The organism is Dictyobacter kobayashii (assembly GCF_003967555.1).
Lineage (GTDB): Bacteria > Chloroflexota > Ktedonobacteria > Ktedonobacterales > Ktedonobacteraceae > Dictyobacter > Dictyobacter kobayashii.
In genome coordinates this window covers 2,577,876-2,597,360 of the sequence record NZ_BIFS01000002.1, presented here as the reverse complement: position 1 = coordinate 2,597,360, position 19,485 = coordinate 2,577,876, and the positions used below count along the sequence as shown (strand labels likewise).

The following is a 19,485-nucleotide window of genomic DNA, read 5'->3' as shown; positions in this document are numbered from 1 at the left end:
TGGCTTAATCCTCTCCCGATACAACTGGCCGGACACCCTTCTCTTGCTTAGGGGGGCGTTTCGGTATAAAGGTCACGGGATGGGAGGTGCTCGCTTCTTCAGGAACGGCCAGAATATCGTCCAGTTCAGGGGCCACTTTATAGACCGCATCCTCAACATCGCGCAAGTAGTTGGTATTGGAGGCCGCACAGCCGTTACAGCTGCCGAGCAGTTTAACATAGGCCACCCCCTGCTCAATGCGCACCAGCTGAACATAGCCACCATGCGCCTGCAAGGAAGGGCGTAATCCCTCCAAAGCATGCAGGACACGCGTGCGCGTATCCACGGGATGCAGGCCGTGCAGCAGGAGCAAAGGACCAATCAGGTCATCCTCGCCAAACTCATGCACGATGGCAGAGCCACACTCCTCATGTTGCCCGGCCAATGTCAGCATACGCGTCAAACAATCCCCATACATTCCCAGCGTGCTCTGGAGCAGTTCCTGCACAATTGAGCGCGCCCGCTGATCCGAAAAGCTGGCCACCTCCTGGATTAACTCCTCGATGCGCTCGGCCTTCTCCTGCTGCTGCGTATCTAGTTGCATGCTGAAACCTTTCGGAGTCGAGGCAGCGTGGCCTCTCTTGATTGTAGAGGCCACACTACCCACTGTTTGACATTACCCTCAGGGCTGCACGCCAAAGGTTGGCGAGTGCATAATCTGGAGTTCCTTCCCTTCACCAAGGTACATATGTACACCGCACGGCAGGCAGGGATCAAAGCTGCGTACCGCGCGCATAATATCGATGCCCTTAAAGTTATCGGGTCCATTCTCTTCGAAGATGGGTGTATTCTGCACCGCATCTTCATAGGGTCCCGGTGTGCCATAAATGTCACGTGGATTGGCGTTCCAGGGGGTTGGCGGATAAGGATGGTAGTTGGCGATCTTGCCATCGCGTATCACAACGTGATGGGAGAGCACGCCGCGCACCGCCTCATGGAAACCGCAGCCAATCGCTTCTTGCGGCACCTTGAAATCCGACCAGGTTTTGGTACGGCCCGCGCGCACTTCGGTCAAAGCCTTCTCAACGAAGTAGAGGGCCGCCGCCGCCGCATAGGCCTGGAAGTAGGTACGGGCGCGATCCCGCTCCAGCGCATTACTCCACTGCGGAATCTTCCACTCCAGCTCCATTTCCGGCTTCAGGGCAGTCTTAGGCAAAGTGATCTTAACACTATGGCCAGTCGCTTTAATGTAGCCATCCAGATCGACCAGGCCGGCCAGCGCGGTCGTCCAGAGACGCGCAATCGGGCCACCACCGGTATCCAGGGCCAGGTACTCCCCGGTCTGCTCGTCATACCAGCGCGGCGACATCACCCAGCTATAGTTACCATCAAAGTTGCGTTTTTGCGGCCTCGGCAACGTGGTCTGGTTCCAGGGATGATGCTTATCCACTGGATTGCCCAATGGATCATGGGTAACAAAGGTCTGTTGATCCTCCCAGTCCTCATAGAAAGAACTGCCCAGCAAGATACGGATACCCAGATTGATATCCACCAGGCTGGTCGTGCGCAACTTGCCATCGATTACAATACCAGGCGTAACATACATGGCACGGCCCCACTGCTCCATGTTCTGGTACTTGTAGTCGCAGACAGCGGGATTCTGGAAAGCGCCCAGCATCCCAACAGGACCTGGCGCTGGCCTACCTTTTCATAGCCGGGCAAGGCCTGATAGAAAAAGTCGAATAGATCATCGTGCATCGGCACGACCTTCTTCATAAATTCGACATATTTCATCAATCTCACCAGGTAGTCAGTGAAAACTTGAATGGTGGCAACCGTGCCCACACCACCTGGATAGAGGGTCGAGGGATGAACATGGCGTCCTTCCATCAAGCAGAATTTTTCGCGCGTCGTGCGGCTCATTTGCAGGGACTCGCGATAAAATTCGCCAGTGAATGGGTTAAGCGAGCGCATGATATCGGCAATGGTTCGATAGCCATGCAGGTGGGCATGCGGCGCCTCGGTTTTCTCGGCCTTGTCGAGCACAGACGGATTCGTCTCTTTCACCATCTGCTCGCAGAAATCAACGCCGACCAGGTTATCCTGGTAGATGCAGTGATCGAACATGTATTCAGCCGCCTCACCCAGATTGAGAATCCATTCGCCAATCGGAGGCGGTACAACACCAAAGGCCATGTTCTGCGCATAGACCGCGCAGGTCGCGTGATTATCACCACAGATGCCGCAGATCCGGCTGGTGATAAAGTGCGCGTCGCGTGGATCTTTGCCCTGCATAAACAGGCTATAGCCTCTAAAAATAGAGGAGGTGCTATGGCATTCCACCACCTGGCGTTGCTTGAAGTCGATTTTGGTGTAGATGCCCAGGCTACCAACAATACGTGTAATCGGGTCCCATGACATCTCCACCAGCTGCGGTGGAACTTCGCGCGGTCCTTTTCGGCTAATTTCGGTACTCACGTTGCTTGTTTCTCCTTCCACCCGCACTTACGCGGAGCATCTGCGATCATTCTTTCCACGTTGGATGATAGCCAGTCGTCAGCTCACTACCTGTGTGACGCCAGGACGGCTCTTTGTTCAGCGTATCATTGGTGAACTGACGCAGGGTACGAATCACACGCCCATAGGTGCGTGTAACATTGGAGGATAGCTTGGCCCCGGGCGGCTCATCCATGAAAGGCATGAATTTATCAGGGAAGCCCGGCATGGTACAACCAATACAGATACCACCGACATTGGGGCAGCCGCCGATACCAGCCATCCAGCCACGTTTGGGAACATTACACTGCACGACAGGTCCCCAGCAACCTAGCTTGACAATACACTTCGGGGAACCATATTCGGTAGCAAAATCGCCTTGCTCAAAGTAGCCAGCGCGATCACAGCCTTCGTGCACCGTTTGTCCAAACAACCAGGTGGGACGAAGGGCGTCATCAAGGGGAATCACAGGGGCCAGGCCAGCAGCCTGATAGAGCAAGTAGAGGACAGTCTCCATGAAATTATCAGGTTGAACGGGACAACCTGGCACACACACAATGGGATTACCGGCCCAGGACTTCCAATGCCAGCCCAGATAATCCGGTAGACCCATGGCGCCCGTTGGATTGCCAGACATAGCATGAATACCACCATAGGTGGCACAGGTACCGGCAGCAATTACTGCCCAGGCCTTAGGAGCCAGGCGATCAATCCATTCATTGGTTTTAATTGGCTGGCCGCTGTCGTCTGTGCCCAGGGCCGCCCAATAACCTTCCGCCTTAATCTTCTCGTTCGGAATCGATCCTTCCACCACCAGCACAAAGGGATCTAACTCGCCACGCTCGGCCTTATACCACCAGGACAAGAAGCTGGCCCCGGTTTCAAAAGCGAGCACAGGATTATGCAAATACACCTTTGGCAGGCCTGGGATCGCTCCCAGCAACACGTCTTCAATGCTTGGCTGGCTGGCCGCTGTAATTGAGATAGTGTCGCCATCACAGCTCAGGCCGGCCGTCATCCAAATGATGTGTACTTCTTCCACACGAGTTCTGGTGACCATGATGTACCTTCTTAATCGTCACACTGACTTACTTACATATGTCAACCTACTGAAAAGCTAACTCTGCGTGGGCTTATTATGTTCTGTTGATCGGCATGCTGTAAAAAGCATTTGGAAACGCCGCCTGGACGCGGCTAGCTCCGCTGCCACTGGCTCAGCAGTTGAAATTGATCAGTATCAAGCAAACAGTTTCGCCTGTCAGGCAGCTTCGCTCATCCAAATGAACGGCATGGCATTACCTGTACAGGTAACGCGGCGCTACAATGTACGTGACTAAGGGGATATTCACGATTACTCTTTGATAGCGAAGGAGCAGCAAAAGAGGAGGCTGCTCGGCTCCTACTTCAGCTCGGAGCAAGCACACAAAGAAACATTACACTACCCTCCCTGGCAATGTCAAGAACTCGCTCCTGCTTTACCTCTTGCCTATTGAAGCAATACTTTGATATCTACAGCACAAATACTATCGGCATTGGCGACCAGCGGATTAATATCGATAGACTGTATAAAGTCATAATCCTGCATCAGATATTCAACAGATTTGATGACATCAATGACGCGCTCAACATCCACTGGTTGCTGGCCACGAGCCCCTTTCAGGATCGGGGCGATACGCGTCTCATCGATCATGGTATGTAGTTCCGCACGTTCCATCGGGGCGACACGCCTGGTAACATCGTTCAAGAGCTCGGCATAGATGCCACCGCTACCAAAGAGCAGGATGTTGCCGAAATTCGCATCACGCGTGGCCCCACAATTAACGGTACCCCCGGCGCAATGTATTTCTGTACCGCGATGGTAGCATCAAAGAGCCTGTGCGCAGCAATAAGCTCTTCAAGCTTTACATGCGCCTCAAGTAACGCCACCTCATCTTTGATATTGACGATCACCCCACCGACATCAGATTTATGCAGCAGTGAGGGGGAAGAAATTTTGAGTACGCATGGATAGCCCAGAGATGACCGCACATGCATCACCAGATCATCGACACTTTGAAAGACATGGGCTTCGGAAACAGGGATATGATAGCGATGGGCCAGCGCATCTACGCTTAGCAGCGGCAAAGTTTTGCATCCCGTGGCCCTGGCCTCTTGATAGAGCTCCATCACGGCCGCCTGGTTGGCCGCATAATACGGACACTTGACGGCCGGCGGCGGCAGATTATAGGCGGTCCGCTGCCGATAGCCTGTATACCAGGTCATAGCGGCCAGTGCCCTGATCGCTGTTTCAGGAAAATGGTAGGCCGGAATCTTTTCTTCGGCCAGGAGCCGTAAACCTTTCTCAACCAGGCTACCCCAATAAACGAGGCCAGTATCGGTTTACCATACTTCTTCATCTTCCCGATATAAGCCGCCGTCTGCTCAATTTCGGTCATCACCTGGGGGGTCAGTATAACGAGCAGAGAAGAAACATCTTCTTCTTGCAATACCACTTCCATGGCCTGTAGATAGCGTAGCGATAGGGCATCGCCAACCACATCCACCGGATTATGGATACTGGCCGAGCGAGGTAGGGTACGGCTGAGCATATTCATGGTGGTAGGACTCAGGCTGGCCAGCTCTAACCCTTGCTCGATCAAGGCATCGGTCGCAATGACAGCGGCCCCGCCAGCGTTGCTAATGATCGCGACCTTGTTAAAGGTCGGCAATGGTTGCCAGGCAAAAGCCTTGAGAGTATTAAATAAGTCCTCAATCGTCTCCACCACAACGTAGCCGTATTGCTGCAAGGCCGCTTTTGTTATCGGGTACCCACCCGCCAGCACGCCGGTATGGGACTTGATGGCCGCTGAAGCAGCCTCGTTCCTCCCCGGCTTCAAAACAATAGCCGGTCGCTCAACATTATATTGCTGCCCGAGTTGTAAAAACTTTTTGCCATCTTTAATATCTTCCAGATAGCAGGCGACCAGCTTATCGCTGCGCAGGCGCTCCAGAAAATAGTTCTCATCCAGGTCCGCCTTATTGCCAAGAGAGATAAAGTAATGAATGCCCAGATGATTGGCACTGATCCAATCCAGAAAAGAAGCGCCCAGCGCACCCGATTGTGAAATAAAGGAGATGGGCTCGTAGGCAGGAAAGCTGGCGGCGAAAGAGGCATTGACATGATTAGCGGCGTCAATTATCCCCAGGCAGTTAGGACCTAGCAGGCGCGTATGTGAGCCAGCGATAATCTCTAGCAACTGCTGCTCACAGCAAGCTCCCATTTCTCCGGTCTCCTTAAAACCGGCCGTGATAACGATTGCCAGGGGAATCTCTTTGTCCACACACTCTCGTAGTACCTCGGGAACGGCCGCCGCTGGAACAGCAATCACAGCCAGGTCAACATTCCTGGCGACCTCGGTCACGCGCAGATATGTCTTAATGCCAAGGATGGTCTGGGCATGGAAACTGATGGGATAAATAACACCTCGAAAGTGATAATCAACTAAATTTTTTACAATGGTATAACCCAGTTTCTGCGGATTTCCTGAGGCACCTATCACCGCCACCGACTTTATGTTGAAAAGTTCTCGCGCCATACCGTTGTGCTCCATGTTCTTTAAAAACTGGAAAACTGGAAAACTACGCAACCGGGAAAAGGCCGGCCGGTGCCGCATACCCGAGACAACTTAATTATCCATCAGACCAGACATCACTACCACAGGAGAAGCAGTAGCGCGCACCTTCGACTTCAACGTGTGGTGCGCCACATTTAGGACAGCTCTTGACCAGGCTAGCCCCACAATACACACAGTATTTCCAACCGGCCAGCACCTCACGCTTGCATGAAAGGCACAGCTTGGTCTGGGCGGCAGGATGCACCGCATAGCTCTCGCTCAGAAGAATACGGCGGCCAAAATGGCCAACCTGTAAGAATTCGGGATTCAACACCTCTGGCCGATAGGCTGTGGCCATGACCGCCATTAAAGGCTGCCAAACAATGCTATCCAGTTCAACGATCAGTTGTCGCTGCAGCGCAGCTTTATGCGCGGGCAGCTCTAAACGTGCCAGGGCATCCAGATCATCCAGGAATAAGAGACAGGGGGACCATTGCCGCGCCAGGTCAAAGGTGGCTTTGATCATATTGCGACCCGTCTGTGCGATATCGACACGCAGGAAGGTGGGATATTCTTGTTCAAGCCAGGCCAGGTCCTCTTCATCCACAGCCTCAATCGCCAGGGCGTTAATAAGATTTACCAGTTTTGACACTGAGAGCGTGACCATGGAGACTACCGCCTCACCCGCAATAGCATGTACCAGCAACGTACGTTCAGTGCAGGGATGTCCTACCAGCAGCGTCTCTTCGAGCTCGACGGTCTGGGAGCGTTGATAGAGCTGTGGCCGGCGCAGATAGGCGATCAAACTGTGTAACTCTTGCTTGGCGGCGTTGGCCCCCAGAATATCCGCAAAGGTGATCGTTGGACGCTCACATGTAATCATCGGCAAGGCAGCAAAATGCTTGCCTGAGCGCTTATACTCACGAATTTTGATCTGGATCAATTGATCCATGGCATTGGTATAAGGAGCCCCGCTCTCTTCAGCCAGGTAGGATGGAATCACATCATCGGGCGAAAACATCAACAGCAGCAGTGGCTGGACCTGGGGATGGCGCAAGACGCCCAGCACAATATGATCTGATCTCAAGTAGGGGCTGCGGCGCTGCATGGCAAAAGTGATGGCCCAATCCAGACACTCCTGGGCCGCCGGCGAAGGAGGGAGGTCACGCCAGCCAGCTTCCGAGCCAATCACATTGTTCACCACCTGGGCTGCCGCACGCCGCAAGGCCCGCATATCCATCCCCAGCAGACTGAAGATTCTTTCATTGGTATCATCTCTGAGCCGCAAGATACTGAGCAAAAGATGTTCGGGATAATATTCAGAGGCCTGCATATGAACTGCTTCGCGCTGGGCCCCTTGAATAACAGTATGGGCCGATGGGGCAAACGCGATCCGCGTTTCCTGCATAGTCTTAACCATTGTCACCGCCTTTACAAGCTGCCCCCCAGCTACCTCCAGACATCGCCACCTTACGCCTGTGCTAGAAGGGGACACATAGCTATACCAGCCATCATTCTTAATCACCTTACTTATCGCATCACGTCCCAATAGCACAAATTGTGACACTCCAACCAGATTGCGAGGTCAATTCAAACATGCCAGTCATGTGTGCATTAACTAGACTATAAGAATAGGACATGGAATTTAAGCATACCATAGCAGCGCCAGAAAATTGCTAAGGGCGGAATCAATGCTGAGGTGATAAACATTTCGAGCACATGGAGTGGGGCACGCGAGGTCTTTTGCAGGCGTTGAATACAGAGGCGCGTGGTCATATAGAGCCAGGCACAGAGGGCGATCACCGCCAGTAACCAGAGTCCAGCCAGTAAGCCTGCTAAAAAGAGGAGGAAGACCCCAAAAGTACAGTAATAGCCCCAGAGAGGTTTGGCCTGGATACGCTCACGATAGAGGGCTGGATGTTTTTTGAATAACAGGGCCTCATAGAGGCCTTTTTTTTGCTGGCGCAGACTCGTACCCCAACGGGCAGGGCGCACCGGGTGCATCACGATGGCCGCGGGCACTTTCAGGTAGGGCAGGTTGTGTTCAAGGAGCTTAAAGAATAGATCTGTGTCTTCACACCAGGAGCGGCGGTAGCGTGCATCAAAGCCACTTAGACGCTGTAATACGCTACGGCGGTAGAAGCAGTTGGCCGTTACAAATTCGGCCTGACTTAACTGCGAAACGCTATATTCGTAGTCGGTATACTCGTGTTGCAGGGGAACAACTATCTTACCGGCGACAGCGGCAAGATCATCATCAAAGGCGGCCACACCAGCTTTCAGCCAGCTCAGTTCAGGAATACAGTCATCATCGATAAAGGCAATGATTTCGCCGCGCGCCTGCTGCCAGCCGGCATTGCGCGCAGCCGCAGGACCATGGAGCGCGCCTGCCATTGGTACATACATGATGGTATAGCCATCGCTCTGGCTACGCTGTGCCAGTTCTTCAACCTGCTGCCGTGTAGCCGCACTGTTGGCATCATCCACAATAATAATTTCAAAGTCGGCCGCTATAAAATCCAGGCTGAGCAGTGCCCGCAGGCACCGCTCCAGGTAATCAGGACGTTTATAGGTCGGAACAACGACGGAAACCTTCGGTATCATAGGTTTGCCCTTAGTTTTTCAAACAGCCAGAGCACTATAGACGAGCGTGAGATAAAACTGTTTGCTCCATACCTATTATAATGTATTCCCCGGCAGGTTTTCATCCTCGTCATGTTGATGTAGGATGGGAGGCGCGTTGAACTCACTATACCTGGTCGCTGCATTGGATGCACCATTGCGCAAGAGAATGGTGATCACTTCGCCCTGATCAAAATTCGCCTTAACGGTTACTATAGTATCACCATTTTCCAGGGCACGCTGATAAAATTTGGCATCTTCCTGTGAAAAACCAACGCTACTCAAAATGCCAATGGCGCCGCCTGCGGTAGCTCCCAGGGCAGCTCCCCCTAGAGTCGCGGCCAGTATACCACCCGCAATAGCAGGTCCAAAGCCAGGAATCAACAGTGAGGCGGCCGCGCCCAGAATACCTCCGAGGACACCACCACCCAGAGCTCCTGTGGCCGCCGGCCTGCCAACATCCTCTATCCCAATGGTAGCATCAGCAGCGACACGGGCTAAGTAGCCCAGGCGTTCATCATTATAACCAGCGCTCTTCAGCTCATCAATAGCCTTCCTGGCCTGCTCCTGGCTGGCAAACACGCCTACTACAATAGAATCTTGTGCCATCGCCATCGTAATACCTGCCTTTCAAAAATTGGTACGCTTTGCATACTTTTCATTCTAACTCGGGCGACCAGTTCATTCTTAAAACACGGTCATGCTGATCCTTTTGAGACAATGCGCTGCACCGGTCTGTAAAAACCCATAAAGTATTGACACTTTCGCGATAAGATGGACATTCCTTTCAAGTGTGGAGTGTGTGGGAGGTGGCCGCGGCCGCGGCCGTCCCCCACACACTCCTAACCCGGCGCCACAGGCGCCCAAGAGGACCATAAAAAAGCCTGGCCACTTCAATCAGTTTCGACATGCATGAGTTCTAAAATGCTACAATAAAAAAATGCTACAATAATTAAGTACAATCAATCTCTACGTGATTTTGATTGAGTATACTAATACAAAACGGTAGGATATAGATGTTCAACAAAGATATACAAAAATGGGCACGACAATTTGCGGCACAAATTATCCGCCCATTAGCCAATCTCGGCATCACTCCCAATACCTTTACATTCATTGGCCTCTTCTTCAGTGTAGTGACTGCGGTAGTTATCAGTCAGGGCTACTTTGTGATTGGTGGCCTGCTCGTGCTCTTCACTGGCATCTTTGATCTTTTTGATGGTGCCACGGCACGGCTACGCAATATCGCGACCACCTTTGGCGCGTTTCTTGACTCCACGCTGGACCGTTATTCGGAAGCGATTATCCTTGGGGGGCTGCTATTTTACGCACTCTTTCATCCCGCTATGCAAGCCAGTCTATGGTTTACAGGGCAGACGCAATTGTGGATGATCATGCTCATCTATATCTCGATCGTGGGTTCCCTGATGGTAAGCTATACCAAGGCACGTGCCGAGGGTCTGGGTATTGAGTGCAAAACAGGTCTGCTGGCTCGCCCGGAAAGGGTCGTGATCCTGGCCGCTGGCCTGCTATTCGGTCTGACCATGTGGGCCTTGCTTATTCTGGCGGTTTTCTCCAATGTTACGGCGGTCGAGCGAATGTTCGCGGTCTACCGTGCTACCCTGCAAGCCGATAAGAAGCGGGTCGAGACGACCCCTATCAGCAGACAGCAACCTATTTCTATCGACCATACCCAGCCATCAACGCCAGAGGAATCGCTCTAAAACAGGTTACAATCATTGTATTCTTTTAACTGCGCATAGCTGCATGCAAGGCAACTTTTTTGGGCGGGCAATCGTGATATCAATAGACACTTGAAGCGTAAGAAATATGCAGCACGCATATTTGGTGATATTGTACATATAGCAGAATAGGGGATACATATCATGGGACAACTCGACCAGAAAGTTGCTGTGGTGACAGGTGCGGATAGTGGGATTGGACGGGGATCGCGCTGGCGCTGGCCGCAGAAGGTGCGACGGTGGTCGTTAACTATGCACATGCCAAAGATAAGGCTGAAGAGGTGCGCCAGCAGATCGAGCAGAAGCAGGGCAAGGCCTTCGTAATACAGGCCGATGTCTCACAATATCAGCAGGCGCTGGGGTTGATTCAGCAAACCGTAGAGCAGTTCAATCGCATCGATATCATGGTCAATAATGCCGGCATGGAGATTCACAGTCCATTTCTGGATGTGACAGAAGAGCAATTCGATCGTGTGCTGGGTGTTGATCTAAAAGGTACGTTCTTTTGCGCCCAGGCTGCGGCCCGTGAGATGGTGAAACGTCAGATAGCTGGACGCATCATCAATATCTCATCAGTACATGAAGATCTGCCAATGACGGAGAATGTGCCCTATTGCTGCGCCAAGGGCGGTGTACGCATGATGATGCGCACCATCTGCCTGGAACTGGCCCCGCATAACATTACCGTGAATAACATTGGTCCGGGCGCGATCGATACCCCTATCGATGCAGACGTCAAGGCTGACCCCAAGAAATATAAAGCCCTGCTGGATGAGATTCCACTGCACCGCATGGGTCAACCCGAAGAGGTCGGTAAGCTGGCACTCTATCTCGCCTCCGACGCGGCGGCATACGTGACCGGTTCGACCTTCTTTATCGATGGCGGCCTGATGCGCAACACCGGCGGCCTCTAAGCGGCGAACGAAAAAGCGAAAATGGGGAATAAAAGCGGGGACATAATGATATGTCCCCGCTTGCCATGATGTTTAGACGGCGGTATGGAATGGTACGTTGCCATGGAATGATTCTTCGCTCAGGCCAGGAGGCCAGAGGATACGATTGATGATATGCACAACACCATTGTCGGTTGTTACGTCGGCCTGCAACACGCGGGCATGCTCGACCATCAGATGCTCCAACATCCTGACATGCAGCGGATGACCAGAAATGGTGCCCAGTTCCAACGTGGGCCTGCTCTCGCGGCCAGTACCAGTTACGCCCACAGCTGCCTGTTCGCGCAATAATTGCAGCAGATCTGCTTGCATCAGCTTGAGCGGCACCATGTGGAATGTCAACAGCAGGTTGAGCTTATCAATATCCTGCATTAGATCGAAAGGGGTCTTCACTTTAAGCCGACCAAAGGCCTCGTCGGGTGGTGCAAACACAGTGAAGCTATCCGCGTAGTTCTGCAATTCTACGTCGCGGCCCGATGCATCCAGCAATGTGTGCAAAACATTAAAGGTGAAAGCGGTTTTACGTGAGAGCAGAATATCATCAATATCTTCCATACTCCCCCCTTTTAGCGCATAGACTCCCCGGTCTCTTGATTGTAATCTATCACAGCCATCTGCTCACTGCGCAAGCGCGTGACCGGACGCTCATGGGGCGGCGGCAACACTTTCAAGGGGCCCGGACGCGATGACGGCCAGGGCGGCAAAGCTGCCAGCTGCGCAGCAACGGATCTATCACCCGATTGTCCTAAGACGACAGGATTGACGCCAGGATCATCTGTTAGCTGGGAATTATTCATAGGTGCAACCTCTCTTCCAACTATCTCAACCAGGCATATTTCAATAACCCATACGCCCTCTGCTCTCTGCACGTCCGGCTACCCACAAAAAGTAACATGGTCCTGCACAGCAACCTCTAGCCTGGTAGCATATAATCATCCTTGCCGGCTCTATTCTTGCCGGTCTCGAAATAATCGAAGGTAACTTTCAGGACCAGTGGTTGAGGATAGTTGCCGAAACGCTCGCCAAAAATATTAAGTCCGCCGACATTCTGGGCATCCTCTTTAACCCCCAGCCGGACCTCGATATAAGGGCGTGCCTTCAATTTCAAGCGTTCAATCTGCACGTCGCTGATATTTTTTCCATCGATAAAGCTCCCTTCAGGGGTCACGGACCAGACTTTGAGCAGCCCATATTGTGTATCTTTGAGCTCCCACCAGGCTGGTGTTAAAACTCCACGTGAGCCACCAAAGTCGGCCGGGCTGGTCCAGCTGCCGATCTCGATGCCATTGATCCAGACCGTGATATCAGAGGGCCAATCCAGGTGATGCAAGGGAGCCTCTGAACAGATCTCAGCACTGAGTTCCAGGCGCGTGGCGATCGCGGTAGAGGGTAGATGATTGGGGAAACGGTAGGTGATATGACCATGGCCAAACCAGAGGAGCTGGGCAGAAATATGTTCGGGTTCATAGAAGCTGGCCGGCGTGTCCAGCAGGCCAATCATCTGTGTCTCATTGACCAGGCCACAGGTCGGATAGACGTCGAAGTCGATATATTGTCCGATCGGCATAGAGACCGTAAAGGTATTCTCGGCCTCCCTGGGCTTCTTTTCCAGGCGTATGTGCACATCATCGTAAGTCCGGCCACACAGCTTCTGCAGGCCGTGGGTGGCCGGTATAAACTTTGTGCGCACGAGATCCGCTTTTTCTAGAATCTGAATATGGGTCGTAGCTGACGATGGCGCAATCTGTAGGGCCGCAGCTATTTCGTTGAGATTAACCGTGCGCTCTCCTAGATACGCCAGGATGGCAAGGCGTGTCTCTGAACTTAGCGCTTTGAGGAGTAAGAGCGTTGTTTCGTTCTTCTCCGTGAGATCTAAAAATAACACTTTTCCTGGCATATTCTCTCTTTTTAGTGGTCCAGATATAAGCGAAACAGGCAAACATAAACAGTTTGCTTTATAAGTTGCCTAATCAATGTAAGAAAGTATAAAGTATTTTTGAGGTTAAATCAATGGGATTGCTGTTTTGCTCTGCCGCCTGCGGCGGCAGAGCAAAACAAGAGGTGAGTGGGGACACCCCACACCCCGGCAGAGGGACTGTCGTCCCCCTGCACCCCCTACTTGAGGGATGAGACACCCTGCGCCCCCCACTTGAGAGGTGAGACACCCTGCGCCCCCCACTTGAGGGATGAGACACCCTGCGCCCCCTACTTGAGGGATGAGACACCCTGCGCCCACTACTACACCCTGCGCCCACTACTTGAGGGGTGAGGCGCTCTGCACTTTTCCCTTCAGGAGTTGGTGGGATTGTTAAGGGCGGCCGCCCTTAACCTGGGGTTCGGGGCTGTGCCCCGACTCTCTCTCCCCATCTCGACGCCGAAGGCGGCGTTAACAGCGGGATTGTTAAGGGCAGCCGCCCTTAACCTGGGGTTCGGGCTGTGCCCCGACTCTCTCTCCCCATCTCGACGCCGAAGGCGGCGTTAACAGCGGGATTGTTAAGGGCAGCCGCCCTTAACCTGGGGTTCGGGGCTGTGCCCCGACTCTCTCTCCCCATCTCGACGCCGAAGGCGGCGTTAACAGCGGGATTGTTAAGGGCAGCCGCCCTTAACCTGGGGTTCGGGGCTGTGCCCCGACTCTCTCTCCCCATCTCGACGCCGAAGGCGGCGTTAGCAGCGGGATTGTTAAGGGCGGCCGCCCTTAACCTGGGGTTCGGGGCTGTGCCCCGACTCTCTCTCCCCATCTCGACGCCGAAGGCGGCGTTAGCAGCGGGATTGTTAAGGGCGGCCGCCCTTAACCTGGGGTTCGGGGCTGTGCCCCGACTCTCTCTCCCCCTCTCGACGCCGAAGGCGGCGTTAGCAAATGAAAAAGAGGCTACCCACGTGGTTTCGTTAGGGCTTTGTTTAAGCAAAGATTTTTTGAAGGGCTTTAGGCGCATTTATTTCTTTATTGTACTGGAGAATCCTGGAATTCATTTCGCAATACTTGACAATGAATCTTTTCTTTTCTATACTAGAAGTGTTTCATTCGTAAAAACATGAATCAATTAATTTATTGAAAGATGGTAAGTAGATAGATACTTCAGTAATATTTTATTCGGGGAAAGGAGAGAGATAGAAGAAATACAAAACGATCTCGCCATGTAGACAGAGTATATTCATACAATGCCTCGTTCAAGGAAGTTCCCGGTATTGTAGTTCATTATCCCAGAAGTTGTGCTGCTTATTTTTAGGGCCTGATGGAGGGTTTTCCTATGTCGCACAGTAAACTTTGGCACACTGGTACATCAGTGTTGATGTCTCTGCTACTCATTCCTTTGCTCGCGGCTTGCGGTACTACGAGCAACACTGGAGGCGGCTCTACCGCCAGTTCTACCTGTTCCTCTCCCCCTAAACTGACCAAAACTTCCCATTTGAAGGTCGGTTTCTCGCAAGAGGTCAATAATGCTCCCTGGCGTATTGCTGAGACAACCAGCATCCAGGAAGAGGCTTCCAAACGTGGCGATACCGTTATTTATACGGATGCCAATAACTCTGATAGCAAGCAGGTCTCCGATATTCAGAGTATTATTGCACAGCGTCCCGATGTCATCCTGATCGCACCTCTGACAGAGGATGGTGAAGTCTCCGCCATCAAACAGGCTCGCGCCGCCTGCATCCCTGTCTTTCTGGTTGATCGTGATGCCAACCATGCCCAGGTGACGCCGGGCAAAGATTATGTCACATTTATTGGCTCTGACTTCGTGAAAGAGGGCCAGCGTGTGGCTGACTATATGATACAAGCCACCAAAGGGACCGCCAAGATCATCGAGTTGCAAGGTACGACCGGCTCCTCTCCTGCGATCGCGCGTGGTAAAGGTTTCGATGATGAGGTCGCGTCACATCCGGGGATGCAGATCGTAGCCAAGCAGGATGGCAACTTCGACCGTGCTACCGGTCTGGCCAAGATGCAGACTCTCTTGCAGGCTCATCCCGATGTTACTGCCGTCTATGCTCATAACGACGAGATGGCCCTGGGTGCCATTCAGGCCTTGAAGGCGGCCGGTAAAATTCCTGGCAAAGATGTGCTGGTTGGCTCGATTGATGGTGAGAACGAGGCTCTACAGGATGTGCAGAGCGGGACCGAGGGTGTAGTCGTCCAGTGTAATCCACGCCTGGGTCCGATCGCTTTCGACACGATTGATGCGTATGCTAAAGGTCAAACACCTGCCCCCTGGATCGTTCAGCAAGATAACGAGTATACAAAAGCGAATGCGGCTCAAGCCATCTCACAGGGACTGGGCTTCTAGTCGATCTTCTTGATTAATAGCGTATTCCGTGGTTTGTTCGGCAGTGGGCGTACTGTTCCTCTGCCGAACCTTGCACTTAGCCACGCCCAGTCTATGTTTTAAGGCGTTGGTGCATAGATAAGAGGATACTGGAATGATCCCGTCCAAACCTTTGCTCACCATGGAGCATATCTCCAAATCATTCCCTGGCGTGGTGGCGCTGGCCGACGCGAACCTCAGCGTCTTGCCCGGCGAGGTACATGCCCTGGTTGGTCAGAATGGCGCGGGCAAATCGACCCTGATTAAGATTCTGACCGGCGCGTATGCACGCGAGGGCGGCGACATTATTTTTAACGGGCAGGAGGTCAATTTTCAAGCGCCGCAACAGGCACAGGCCCATGGCATCAGCACCATCTATCAGGAGATTAACCTGGTGCCGCTACGCTCGGTCTCCGAAAATGTCTTTATGGGCAAGGAGCCGCGCAATCGTCTGGGTCTGCTCGATTGGCGCAAGATGCATGCCGAGACCAGGAAACTCCTGGAGCGCCTCTCTATTTCTATCGATGTGGCACAGCCATTGTTGAACTATAATATTGCCATCCAGCAGATGGTGGCGATCGCACGCGCGCTCTCGTTCGATAGCCGGCTGGTGATTATGGATGAGCCGACCTCTTCTCTCAATGAGGGTGAGGTGGAGACCTTATTCTCGATTATTCGGCAGTTGAAGGCTGAACATGTGGCGGTCATTTTTGTGGGACATCGTCTCGATGAGCTCTATGCGATCTGTGACCGTGTGACGATCATGCGCGATGGGCGCACCATTGAAGTGTGTGCGATGAATGAGCTGAGCAGGGTTGAACTGGTGGCCAAGATGCTGGGCAAAGAGCTGACCGATGTGCGCCAGCATGGGCAGACCAGCTTTTCGGCCAGTGCGCACCATGCGGATGAGCGTGTTTTGCTTGAGGCACGTGAGCTGACGCGCGACCGCGTTTTGCAGGGTGCCAGCGTGGCGGTTCATGCCGGTGAGATTGTGGGGCTGGCTGGCTTGCTTGGTTCCGGCCGCAGCGAGGTGGCGCGCGCCCTTTTTGGCGCCGATCCCACCGACTCGGGTCAACTCTTTGTCTCTGACCGACAGGTGCACTTTCGCACGCCGGCCGACGCCATTCAGGCCAGGCTCGGCTTCTGTCCCGAGGATCGTAAGGCGGATGGGATCATTCCGTACCTCTCGGTACGCGAAAATCTGACGCTGGCGTTGCTCCCTACCCTGGCGCGTTACGGCATCGTTGCCCAGAAGCGGCAGCAGGAGATCGTCGATACCTTTATTCGGCGGCTGGACATCAAGACGGCGGGACCCGATCAGCCGATTCGCGAGCTGTCGGGTGGCAACCAGCAAAAAGTCTTGCTGGCACGCTGGCTCTGCATGAATCCACAGCTACTGATCCTTGATGAGCCGACTCGTGGCATCGATGTAGGCGCCAAGGCTGAAATTCAAGCTTTGATCGAGGAGCTGGCAGAGAAGGGACTCGGGGTCCTGATGATATCCTCAGAGTTAGAGGAACTGATCGAGGGCAGTGATCGGATTGTGGTCTTGCGCGATGGGCAGACCGTGGCTTCGCTGCCGCGCAGTGAGTTCAGTCAAGATGTGTTGATGGCCGCAATGGCCCAGGATAGTAAGCCGGTGGTCAGCGGTCGACAAGATGAGGTGCAGCATGGCGAAGCTTGATCCGACGACGATGTCAGCAACAACATCACCGGCGCAGGAAAAACAGCGTACAGTCTTTGCGGGCCGCTGGCGTAGCGTGATTCAGGGCTATGGAGCGTTGATTGCCTGCGTGCTTCTTTTTATTCTAAATTGTATTTTCACCCCTCACTTCCTCTCCCTGCAGACGGTTGGACTGAATCTGCAACAGATGTCAACCATTGCCATTGTGGCCATTGGGATGACGCTGGTAATCGCGACCGGCGGCATTGATCTGTCGGTTGGTTCTGTAATGGCCATTGCTGGCGTGCTGGCCCCTTTGATCTTCCTGCACCTGGATACGACACTCGGCATCATCCTGTCCTTCATTGCGCCCCTGCTCATAGCGGCGATATGTGGCCTGTTTAATGGCTGGCTGGTGGCGCGTATACGGGTCCAACCGATCATTGCGACCCTGATCCTCTTTATTGCCGGTCGCGGTATTGCCCAGGTACTCACCAACGGGGCCGGGCTACCATTCACGATGCCTGGCTTTCAGTGGATCGGGCAGGGCTCCTTCTTACATATTCCGATCCAGGCGTACATCATGCTCGCTCTGGTGGGGCTCTTTGTGCTCATCGTGCAGCGTACAACCTTTGGTCGCTACCTACAGGCTACCGGTGGCAATGCCTCGGCGGCGCGCCTGGCTGGCGTCCCTGTCACGCGCACAACCTGGTTGGCCTATGGGATCAGTGGTGTGCTGGCCGGACTGGCTGGCTTGATCGTGGTGGCCCTCAACTCAAACTCTGATCCCAGTTCGGTGGGCCTGAATTATGAGCTCAGTGCGATCGCGGCCGTGGCGATCGGTGGCACACCATTGATCGGTGGACAGGCCAGGGTATTTGGGACCTTTGTAGGGGCGCTGATTACGCAACTTATCTATACGATCCTGGTCGGCAATAACGTCCCACAGGCCGTGGCCCTGGTGGTGAATGCGATCATTATTCTGGCGGCCGTCTACATCCAGACGCAGCGTCGCAAGGCATAAACAAGGGAGTTTTTATGGCACAGATTTCTAGCGGGTCGAAGCGAACTACGCTACAAGAGCTCTGGGCGCGCAATAGAGGCTTGATCCGCCAGCAGGTTCCGTTGCTGGTCTTCATCATACTTTTTGTTTTTTCGTCGATTCGCTATGATGGTTTTCTTTCAAATTTCAATCTGACAACCTTCTTTTCGTATAACACGATCTTTGTCTTACTGGCCCTGGGTGAGACTTTTGTGATTATGACGGGGGAATTGATATTTCGATTGGCTCGCTGGCTGCGTTGTGTGCGGTGGTCGCGACACGCGTAAGTGGGGCTGGTCTCTTCCCGGCACTGGGGGCCGTGATCGTCGTGGGGGCTCTGGTCGGCCTGATCAATGGCTGGGCGGTTAGCTACCTGCGCATCCCTCCTTTTATTGTCACGCTGGCCACCCAGCTGGGTGTTCGGGGCCTGGCCTTGATTGTTTCGGGCGGCTCAACCTTATCAGCCGCATCGAATAATGATTTCCCTACCATCTTCTCGGGCAGCTTTCTGGGCATTCCTATCCCTATCTATATTATGGTGGTCGCCTTTCTGCTGGCCTCACTGCTGTTGAACTACACACGCTTCGGCCGACACGTACTGGCGATTGGCGGCAATGAGGAAGCGACACGGCTGCTAGGCTTACCGGTTGAACGCACCAAGCTACTGGTCTATGTCTTCAACGGCGTCCTGGCCGGGGTTGCTGGTCTGTTACTGGCGGCGCAGACCTTCTCGGGCAATCCAAACGAAGCGGTCGGCTGGGAACTGAATGCGATCGCGGCCGTTATCGTTGGCGGAACCCTGCTCACTGGTGGAAAGGGGACTGTTTTCGGCTCGCTGGTGGGAGCGCTACTGCTCGGCCTGATCCTTAACGCGCTCAATTTCGAGAACGGCTATGGCTTGATCAACCTCAGTTCTTACTGGGAGACAGTGATCCGTGGCGTCTTCTTGTTGATCGTGGTACTGCTCCAGGTTCGTCTTTCCAACGAGAAAAAGGCCCAGCAGGCAACCCAGCGACCAATGCCTCCCGTCCCGGCCGAGGTCATCCTGCAGGACGGCCCGACTGGCCAGTCAAGGATGCCCTAGCGCGGCCAGA

The 19,485-nt window shown here is 53.5% G+C and carries 18 protein-coding genes and 2 pseudogenes; 9 read left to right on the top strand and 11 right to left on the bottom strand.

Annotated elements, in window-relative coordinates; translation table 11 throughout:
* Positions 1–4: 4 nt before the first annotated feature.
* The 3 genes and pseudogenes from EL645_RS37855 to EL645_RS37845 form a co-directional block, all read right to left on the bottom strand.
* On the bottom strand, positions 5–583 hold the full coding sequence (locus tag EL645_RS37855; protein ID WP_126557538.1) for a NifU family protein: 579 nt from the start codon (positions 581–583) through the stop codon (positions 5–7).
* Positions 584–661: 78 nt separating this feature from the next.
* A pseudogene (locus EL645_RS46160) lies at positions 662–2,400 on the bottom strand (nickel-dependent hydrogenase large subunit).
* Between the two features lie 103 nt (positions 2,401–2,503).
* A complete protein-coding gene (locus EL645_RS37845) occupies positions 2,504–3,535 on the bottom strand; it encodes an NADH-quinone oxidoreductase subunit B family protein (protein ID WP_126557537.1) in 1,032 nt (343 codons plus the stop codon).
* A gap of 67 nt (positions 3,536–3,602) precedes the next feature.
* On the opposite strand from EL645_RS37845, the gene EL645_RS37840 reads away from it, so the two are divergent.
* Positions 3,603–3,812, top strand: a complete 210-nt coding sequence (locus EL645_RS37840; RefSeq protein WP_126557536.1) for a hypothetical protein — start codon at positions 3,603–3,605, stop codon at positions 3,810–3,812.
* A 149-nt stretch (positions 3,813–3,961) separates the two neighbouring features.
* On the opposite strand, the pseudogene EL645_RS43640 reads toward EL645_RS37840, so the two are convergent.
* The 5 genes and pseudogenes from EL645_RS43640 to EL645_RS37810 form a co-directional block, all read right to left on the bottom strand.
* Positions 3,962–4,641, bottom strand: a pseudogene (locus tag EL645_RS43640) (acetate--CoA ligase family protein).
* Between the two features lie 92 nt (positions 4,642–4,733).
* Entirely contained in the window at positions 4,734–6,050 is a 1,317-nt protein-coding gene (locus EL645_RS37825) for an acetate--CoA ligase family protein (RefSeq protein ID WP_161978030.1), read from the bottom strand.
* A 94-nt stretch (positions 6,051–6,144) separates the two neighbouring features.
* On the bottom strand, positions 6,145–7,488 hold the full coding sequence (locus EL645_RS37820; RefSeq protein ID WP_126557532.1) for an AAA family ATPase: 1,344 nt from the start codon (positions 7,486–7,488) through the stop codon (positions 6,145–6,147).
* 203 nt (positions 7,489–7,691) lie between these two features.
* Entirely contained in the window at positions 7,692–8,672 is a 981-nt protein-coding gene (locus EL645_RS37815; RefSeq protein WP_126557531.1) for a glycosyltransferase family 2 protein, read from the bottom strand.
* A gap of 75 nt (positions 8,673–8,747) precedes the next feature.
* The gene (locus EL645_RS37810) at positions 8,748–9,305 is read right to left on the bottom strand and encodes a hypothetical protein (protein ID WP_136625366.1); all 558 of its coding nucleotides are present in this window, start codon (positions 9,303–9,305) and stop codon (positions 8,748–8,750) included.
* Between the two features lie 401 nt (positions 9,306–9,706).
* On the opposite strand from EL645_RS37810, the gene EL645_RS37805 reads away from it, so the two are divergent.
* Positions 9,707–10,414, top strand: a complete 708-nt coding sequence (locus EL645_RS37805; RefSeq protein WP_126557529.1) for a CDP-alcohol phosphatidyltransferase family protein — start codon at positions 9,707–9,709, stop codon at positions 10,412–10,414.
* Between the two features lie 257 nt (positions 10,415–10,671).
* Positions 10,672–11,346: an SDR family oxidoreductase gene (locus tag EL645_RS37800; protein ID WP_218032263.1), complete on the top strand. Its 675-nt coding sequence runs from the start codon at positions 10,672–10,674 to the stop codon at positions 11,344–11,346.
* A 72-nt stretch (positions 11,347–11,418) separates the two neighbouring features.
* On the opposite strand, the gene EL645_RS37795 is transcribed toward EL645_RS37800, so the two are convergent.
* The 3 genes from EL645_RS37795 to EL645_RS37785 all read right to left on the bottom strand — a co-directional run bounded on the left by EL645_RS37795 (position 11,419) and on the right by EL645_RS37785 (position 13,282).
* Positions 11,419–11,940, bottom strand: coding sequence for a fasciclin domain-containing protein (locus tag EL645_RS37795; RefSeq protein WP_126557528.1), 522 nt, complete (start codon positions 11,938–11,940; stop codon positions 11,419–11,421).
* A gap of 11 nt (positions 11,941–11,951) precedes the next feature.
* Positions 11,952–12,182 (bottom strand): hypothetical protein, encoded by a 231-nt coding sequence (locus EL645_RS37790; protein WP_126557527.1) that lies wholly within the window; start codon positions 12,180–12,182, stop codon positions 11,952–11,954.
* A gap of 116 nt (positions 12,183–12,298) precedes the next feature.
* Entirely contained in the window at positions 12,299–13,282 is a 984-nt protein-coding gene (locus tag EL645_RS37785; protein WP_126557526.1) for an ArsR/SmtB family transcription factor, read from the bottom strand.
* Positions 13,283–13,821: 539 nt separating this feature from the next.
* On the opposite strand from EL645_RS37785, the gene EL645_RS37775 reads away from it, so the two are divergent.
* The 6 genes from EL645_RS37775 (at position 13,822) to EL645_RS37755 (ending at position 19,475) form a co-directional block, all read left to right on the top strand.
* Positions 13,822–14,421, top strand: coding sequence for a hypothetical protein (locus tag EL645_RS37775; RefSeq protein WP_161978029.1), 600 nt, complete (start codon positions 13,822–13,824; stop codon positions 14,419–14,421).
* Positions 14,422–14,633: 212 nt separating this feature from the next.
* Positions 14,634–15,668: an ABC transporter substrate-binding protein gene (locus EL645_RS37770; RefSeq protein ID WP_161978028.1), complete on the top strand. Its 1,035-nt coding sequence runs from the start codon at positions 14,634–14,636 to the stop codon at positions 15,666–15,668.
* Between the two features lie 133 nt (positions 15,669–15,801).
* Positions 15,802–17,370, top strand: a complete 1,569-nt coding sequence (locus EL645_RS37765) for a sugar ABC transporter ATP-binding protein (RefSeq protein ID WP_126557522.1) — start codon at positions 15,802–15,804, stop codon at positions 17,368–17,370.
* Complete coding sequence (locus EL645_RS37760; protein WP_126557521.1) at positions 17,357–18,373, top strand: ABC transporter permease; 1,017 nt, start codon at positions 17,357–17,359, stop codon at positions 18,371–18,373. The genes EL645_RS37765 and EL645_RS37760 overlap by 14 nt, the downstream gene beginning before the upstream one ends.
* A gap of 14 nt (positions 18,374–18,387) precedes the next feature.
* Positions 18,388–18,678, top strand: a complete 291-nt coding sequence (locus EL645_RS42020; RefSeq protein WP_218032262.1) for a hypothetical protein — start codon at positions 18,388–18,390, stop codon at positions 18,676–18,678.
* Entirely contained in the window at positions 18,660–19,475 is an 816-nt protein-coding gene (locus EL645_RS37755) for an ABC transporter permease (RefSeq protein ID WP_246035718.1), read from the top strand. The genes EL645_RS42020 and EL645_RS37755 overlap by 19 nt, the downstream gene beginning before the upstream one ends.
* Positions 19,476–19,485 lie beyond the last annotated feature (10 nt).